Here is a 6,087-nt window from a genome sequence, read left to right as displayed (position 1 = left end):
CGCTCAAGGGCCTCGTCGAAATCTACAAGGCCAATCCCGACCTGCTCTCGCGATCCGACGGTCCGACGTAGACGCACTGCGGCCTACGCCGCATGGTTACAGGAGACCGGCGTCGAGTGGCACTACATCGCCCCCGGCAAGCCGACGCAGAATGCCTTCGTCGAGAGCTTCAACGGACGCTTCCGGGACGAGTGCCTCAACGACACGCTGTTCTCGACGCTCGTCGAGGCCCGCAGCGCCATCACCTCATGGAAGGAGGACTACAACCGCCACAGACCCCACTCGGCCCTCGGCAACATCACGCCCGCCGAGTTCGCCCTCAAATCCACGCTGGAAAAACAGGCCGCATGAGGCCAGAAACGAAACCCAGGACTCTCCCTCAGACCGGAGGAGAAAAGGGTCTCAGGTCAGGTTTTTTGTGAGTTCGCGCTCCCTATATCCCTCGCCCCGCCGACCATGTGTGAGATTGAAGCCGGACGCTCAATCGGGGCAGGCCAAAAGCCGCCGCGCGGACGCCAGGGACGCAACACTCCCACGAGCTGTCCAGTGCATGCCGTCACGGCCCGCCTGAAACCGGCTTCCCTGCTTTCTTTCTGGACCCGGCCACTTCATCTGCGCGCCCACGAAAGCTCTCGGTAATTCAGTCCAAGCTCGAAGGAGCAGGGCCGAACCGGCCTCTCATGCCATCGCTTAGCCCGATGCGAACGGGCGTCAGCGCCCCCGGTGAGCCCTTCAGGGCAAGAAGGCCAATCTGGGCAGCAAGCCCGGCACATGATCTGATCCTCCAGCGCAGAGGCACGTGAGCAAGGCGCGCGGTCGCGATCACGTTGCGCACGTAATAGTAGTTTCGGATCGGCCTATGACGCAGGATCTGAGGCTTGCCCAGTTCCTCATCGCTCGCCGCTTCCCCCCATCGATGTGGCATCGCCAGATCGGTTGCAAGATAGGACGCCCAGCCCCGAGCCCAGGCCCGAAACCCCCATTCGACATCGATTCCAGCGATGAAGAAATCGTCGCGAAATGGCCCTACGGCGGCATATGCTTCGAGATTGAGAAGCGATCCCGAGGTCGGCGCGAAGTCGAGGGCGGTGAGGCCATCGCGCCGAGCCGGCCCGCGCCGCTCGTAGCGAATCGGCTTGTAGAAGCCTTCGGCGGGTGGGACGAGGAGCGGTGCCAGCACGGCGATCTTGTCTTCCTGTTCCAGCGCGACGCTGCGCGCCGTCAGTCGGTCGAGCAGGTCCGACGGAGGCTCGCTGTCCTGGTCGAGAAGCATGATGTGGCTGAAGCCGTCACGCAGAGCGGCCTTTGTCACGGCGTTCAGGCCCTGGCCCAGGCCGACATTCTCCTCGCTCCGGATCAGGCGCAGATCCGTCGGGGCAAGCGCCGCAAGCGCCTGCGCCTCGAAGGGGCCATTGGCGAAGGCGAACAGCGTCCGTCCCCGCAGCCCCTCGGCTTGCCGGGCGAGCAGCGCAGGATCGGGCTTGTACAGCACCACCCCGGCGCAGGCCTGAGCCTCTCGTCTCATCGGATTCACGGCGCTCATAAGGATGTGACTCTAACTCCATAGTGGAGGATCGTTCGACGCAGTCGCTGTCGGAGCCGTAATTGCTCGACCCGCTTCACTCAAGTCTGCGCGAAGGGAAGGGAGGAACGTAACTCGGCCAGTCCGTCGGGTGCTATGAACCGATGGGGTGGATGCCCTCTCTGAGGCCGGCGGTCATCTGTACCCGATGCTGCATCCACGCGCTCCCGCTCGCTTTCAGATTCCGCGGACGGTCTCACCAGCCGGCGACCCGTCCGCCGTCGCATCGCTTTGCCTCTTCCTTCTGAAATTAACTTTCTGGTAAGAGGTTCAGGGTTCCTTGCCGGAGACGATGGCTGCCGCCCGCGGCAACCGACATCCCGTAATCAGGAGGTCGCCGCATGAAGCGGGCCGTGATCGCTACCGATGCCGTTCGTTCTCTCGACAGGAGCCGCCACGGCCGCAAGGCGATCCCGCTTCTGATCTCCCTGGCCGCACCGGCGCTCGCCGCTTGCAGCACGGCTCCGGTCCAGACCGCATCGACGACGACCAGCCCTGCGACGACGAAGCAGACCCATGAGATTCGCAAGCGCGCCATCGAACTGGCCAAGGCCGACCCGCGCGAAAAGGAATGCCTGGTACGCGCGATGTATTTCGAATCCAACCGGTCGAGCGAGCAGGGATTGCTCGGTGTCGGTACGGTCGTGATGAACCGCGTGGGATCGCCACGCTATCCCGAGACCATCTGCGGCGTCGTCGGCGCGCCACGCCAGTTCGCTCCTGGCGTGCTGACCCGCCCGATGGTGGCGCGTGATCTGCCGAAGGCCGAGGCTGCCGCCGAAGCGATCCTCGCCGGCCGGCGCAACGAGGCCGTCGGCAACGCCAAGCATTTTCACATGGCCGGCCTGCGCTTCTCCTATGCCAACATGCATTATGTGACCGTGGCCGGCGGCAACGCTTTCTATGTCAAGGGCGAGCGCCCCGAGCGCCGCCGCATCGAGGAGCCGAGCTACCAGCTCGCGGCGGTCTCGGCACCGGCTCCGCTCGCCACCGCCGCCTCGTCCGGCTCGACCTCCTTCGCGAGCGCACCGCTGGCCTTTGCGCCGGAAACGACCGCCGCCGCGCCCGCGAACCCGGCCTCGCAGCTCGTCGCCAACATGACGCTGCCGCCGAGCCGGCCTTACGATCTCGACATGCCCAAGAAGCTCGCGAAGACTTTCATCGCGCCGCCGAAGAGCGATGCCCGCCTCGCCGTGCTGATGCCTCCCGCCCGTAATCTTCGCGGCAGTCTGCCGCTGGAGTAAGTCGCGCCTCGCCCTTCAGGATTTGTCGTCGCCGCTGAGCTTTTCAGGCACCCCTGCGGCATGAACGCCGCTTCCGGCCGGCGGCGCGCGGCGCTAGATTGGCTCCATGAGCGCGCCCTCGCAGATCGACACGCAGGATGCAGCGGCCCCGTCCCGGCTCGGTCTCGGGCTGCTCGCCGGCGGCTTCGGCTTGCTGCTTCTCGCCGGCCTGCTGCTCTGGTGGCGCGAGGGGGACCGGCTGTTCGCCGACGGGCTGATCGCTGCGCTCCTCGCCTGTTTCTGAGCGGCGCTCGTCCGCGATCGAGGATTTTTCCGTGAACCGCCGCCTGCTCCTGCCTCTGGCCGTCTTCCTGCTCGGCGCCGTTGCGCTCGCCGCCGCCGCCTTCATCACCTTCGCGCCGGCCTCGCGCTCGGGCGGGCAGAGCCTGGCGTCCAGCGTCGGCGGGCCGTTCACCCTCACCACCGCCGAAGGCAAGACCCTGACCGAAAAGGATCTGCGCGGCGCGCCCTTCCTGGTCTTCTTCGGCTTCACCCATTGCCCCGATATCTGCCCGACCAAGCTGTTCGAGATTTCCGAGGTGCTGCGCGCTGCCGGTGCCAAGGGCGACAAGCTCAAGGCGCTGTTCGTCACGGTCGATCCGGAGCGCGACACCGCCGAGACGATGAAGAGCTATCTCGGCTCCTTCGATCCGCGCATCGTCGGGCTGACCGGCGATCGCGCCGCGGTCGACGCTACAATCAAGGCCTACCGCGCCTATGCCCGCAAGGTGCCGCTCAAGGACGGCGACTACACCATGGACCACACCGCCCTGGTCTATCTGATGGACAAGAACGGCGGCTTTGTCGGCGCCTTCAATATCGAGCGCCCGGCGGCGGAGGCGGCGCAGGAGTGGCTGCGGCACCTGTAGCGGTCGGCGGCCGCCCCCGATCGCGATAGCGGGACGAGCGAGCGAGGCCGTGCGCCGTCTTGTGCCAGCCGAAGCGATCGTGGAAATAGTCGTAGAATGCCAGCCAGGCTGCTAGCGAGGTGAGCAGATGGTAGACCGGGACCAGCGGCAACCAGCGCCATAGGTCGGTCGCGCCGCGGCGCCAGGCACCGAGCGCGGGCACCAGGAAAACGGTGCAGACCCCGCTGCCGGCGAGCGCCAGCGCCAGCGAAGAGCAGAGCAGCTCCAGCGCATTGCGTGGCGCGAACAATGAGCCGTCGACGAGCGAGAGCGCGGTGGTCGCGATGAACAGCGGATAGAACAGCGTGCTGAGCAAGGTGCCCAGCACCAGCGCCAGAAAAGTTAGCGCGCCGGCCAGGCCGAGCTCGCGCAGGAGCAGGCTGGGCTGCAACAGGTGGCTGATCAGCGTCTGCAGATAGCCCTTGAGCCAGCGCCTGCGCTGCTTCAGCCAGCTCTGCAGCGTCGTCGGCGCTTCCTCGAGCGTGCTGCAAGGCAGGTCGGCCATGTAGCCGCCGGCGCGGACGAGCCGGAAGCCGATATCGGCGTCCTCGGTGACGTTCCACGGGTCCCAGCCGCCGACGCGCCGGAGTGCTTGGGTCCGAAAATGGTTCGAGGTGCCGCCGAGCATGATCGGCAGCCCTGATTGCAGCAGGCCGGGATTGAGCACGTCGAACAGCCCGGCATACTCCAGGGCGAAGCAGCCGCTGATCCAGCTATCGCCGGGGTTGTCGATGACGAGATGCGCCTGCAGGCAGACGAGCTCGGCGTCCGAGCGCAGGAAGCGCGCCGCCGCCAGGCGTAGCTGGCGCGGATCGGGAACATCCTCGGCGTCGAAGATGGTGAACAGCTCGCCGCGCGCTTCGGCCAGCGCGACGTTGAGCGCGCGCGGCTTGGTCTGTGGGGCGCCACGCGGCACGATCACGACCTGCATGAACGGCGGGAGCTCGCGTGCCGCGAGGGCTCGGCGCAGGCCTCCATCGATTTCCTCGACGAGGATGCGGATGTCGAGCTTGGCTGGCGGGTAGTCGATCGCCGACAGTGCCTCGATCAACTGATCGAGCACGGCCTCCTCGCCGAAGATCGGCACGGCGACGGTGTAGACGGGCAAACGGGCGTCGTCGACTTGCCAGCGATGCTCGCGCCAGAGATCGTGGGACGGCTTCTCGATCAGCGCCGCCAGCCGCAAGAGCACCGTCGCGAGGAAGAGGGGGCCCAGCGTCAGGGTCACTCCGATCAGTGTCGTGATCGGGGTCAGCGAGCCGATGGCCAGGAGCAGTCCGGCGAGGAGAAACATCAGGAGCTTTTGAAGCCGGCTCGTGCCGGTTCGGGCGCTGAAGCGGGCGAGCCCCGCCTCGTCCGTCCAGGCCGCCGCGCGGACGAGCGCTTCGGCATTGGTGCGTCGCAACTCGCTCGCCAGCGTCGATGGCGTCAGCACCACGATGTCGCGGCGGCCATCGGGCTTTGCCGCGAGGAAGCGGCGCAAGGCTGGTCCGGGCGGCGGTGCGACGGCAAAACGCACCCGGCTGCCGGATCGGACGATCGCGGCGGCCATGCCTTCGCGCAGGATCGCAGGGACGTCGCCGCCCGATTGCAAGGGCGGCGCATGCGACTGGAAGTGGAGGTCGAGCTCGGCCGCCAGGGCCCGGTAGAACTGCTCTTCGGTGACGAGGCCGCTGGCGATCACCTGGCGGCTCGGCGAAACACCGATCCGCTCCGACAGCCATGCAGCCTCGCATAGGCGTGCGGGCGGCACGCCGTGATCGGCCAGAAACGCGATCTCTGCCGGCAGGCCGGGCGCGTAAATGCGGCCCGCGCCGCCTTGCGGCCAAGCTTGAGCCCTCATCCCCCCGTCCCCCGGGCCGCGTCTGATGGCTCCCGTAGTCGCGGCAACTTATGGTTGCTTATCGCCGCGCCGGAGTCGAGTCGGGAGAGGTGGCCGCTGGGTGAGACCGTTTTCGAAACCCAGCTCCACGCGCCCGGAGTATGGAGGCGAAGGGCGCTCGGAAATCATTTGCATACAAATAAGGCTGCGCTGCTCTTCCCGGATGCAGCCATCGACATGTCGGCGATGCTGCATGTCGCCGATCGAATCCTCAGCGCTCGTCGTCTCGGCCCCGATGGACTGCCATCGTACACAAGCCCTTCATTTTCTAGCGAATCCGCCTCGGCTTTCGCGATTTGAGCGAGCCTTCATTTCGCGGTTGCGAACGGGTTCCGCCGCGATAGTCTCGCTTCCCTGCTGCGGTCCGCAGCTTGCAACTCGTCGATCTCAAATCGCTTGACAAGCTTGAAATCCGTTGAGATCGTTGTTTGC

6 protein-coding genes are annotated in these 6,087 nt (G+C 66.4%); 4 read left to right on the top strand and 2 right to left on the bottom strand.

Features of this window, described 5'->3' with window-relative positions; all coding sequences use genetic code 11:
- Positions 1–351: integrase core domain-containing protein (locus tag ACFPOB_RS13945; protein WP_377799066.1), on the top strand; the 351-nt coding region annotated here is incomplete at its 5' end.
- A 289-nt stretch (positions 352–640) separates the two neighbouring features.
- Here the strand turns inward: ACFPOB_RS13945 and ACFPOB_RS13940 are convergent.
- On the bottom strand, positions 641–1,525 hold the full coding sequence (locus ACFPOB_RS13940) for a glycosyltransferase (protein ID WP_377799065.1): 885 nt from the start codon (positions 1,523–1,525) through the stop codon (positions 641–643).
- Between the two features lie 398 nt (positions 1,526–1,923).
- Between ACFPOB_RS13940 and ACFPOB_RS13935 the strand changes: the two genes are divergently transcribed.
- The 3 genes from ACFPOB_RS13935 to ACFPOB_RS13925 all read left to right on the top strand — a co-directional run bounded on the left by ACFPOB_RS13935 (position 1,924) and on the right by ACFPOB_RS13925 (position 3,734).
- Positions 1,924–2,826: a cell wall hydrolase gene (locus tag ACFPOB_RS13935; protein ID WP_377799064.1), complete on the top strand. Its 903-nt coding sequence runs from the start codon at positions 1,924–1,926 to the stop codon at positions 2,824–2,826.
- A gap of 106 nt (positions 2,827–2,932) precedes the next feature.
- On the top strand, positions 2,933–3,109 hold the full coding sequence (locus ACFPOB_RS13930) for a hypothetical protein (protein WP_377799063.1): 177 nt from the start codon (positions 2,933–2,935) through the stop codon (positions 3,107–3,109).
- Positions 3,110–3,140: 31 nt separating this feature from the next.
- Positions 3,141–3,734: an SCO family protein gene (locus ACFPOB_RS13925; protein WP_377799062.1), complete on the top strand. Its 594-nt coding sequence runs from the start codon at positions 3,141–3,143 to the stop codon at positions 3,732–3,734.
- Here ACFPOB_RS13925 and ACFPOB_RS13920 read toward each other — a convergent pair.
- Positions 3,679–5,616, bottom strand: coding sequence for a glycosyltransferase (locus tag ACFPOB_RS13920; RefSeq protein ID WP_377799061.1), 1,938 nt, complete (start codon positions 5,614–5,616; stop codon positions 3,679–3,681). The genes ACFPOB_RS13925 and ACFPOB_RS13920 overlap by 56 nt on opposite strands.
- Positions 5,617–6,087: the final 471 nt, after the last annotated feature.

Source organism: Allobosea eneae (assembly GCF_042657265.1).
GTDB classification, from domain to species: domain Bacteria; phylum Pseudomonadota; class Alphaproteobacteria; order Rhizobiales; family Beijerinckiaceae; genus Allobosea; species Allobosea eneae.
This window is presented reverse-complemented; position numbering and strand designations above follow the sequence as displayed.

Excerpts from the sequence above, each read along its gene's own strand:
- ACFPOB_RS13940 (WP_377799065.1), bottom strand. The coding sequence starts at position 1,525 with ATGAGACGAGAGGCTCAGGCCTGCGCCGGGGTGGTGCTGTACAAGCCC.
- ACFPOB_RS13935 (WP_377799064.1), top strand. The coding sequence starts at position 1,924 with ATGAAGCGGGCCGTGATCGCTACCGATGCCGTTCGTTCTCTCGACAGG.
- ACFPOB_RS13930 (WP_377799063.1), top strand. The coding sequence starts at position 2,933 with ATGAGCGCGCCCTCGCAGATCGACACGCAGGATGCAGCGGCCCCGTCC.
- ACFPOB_RS13920 (WP_377799061.1), bottom strand. The coding sequence starts at position 5,616 with ATGAGGGCTCAAGCTTGGCCGCAAGGCGGCGCGGGCCGCATTTACGCG.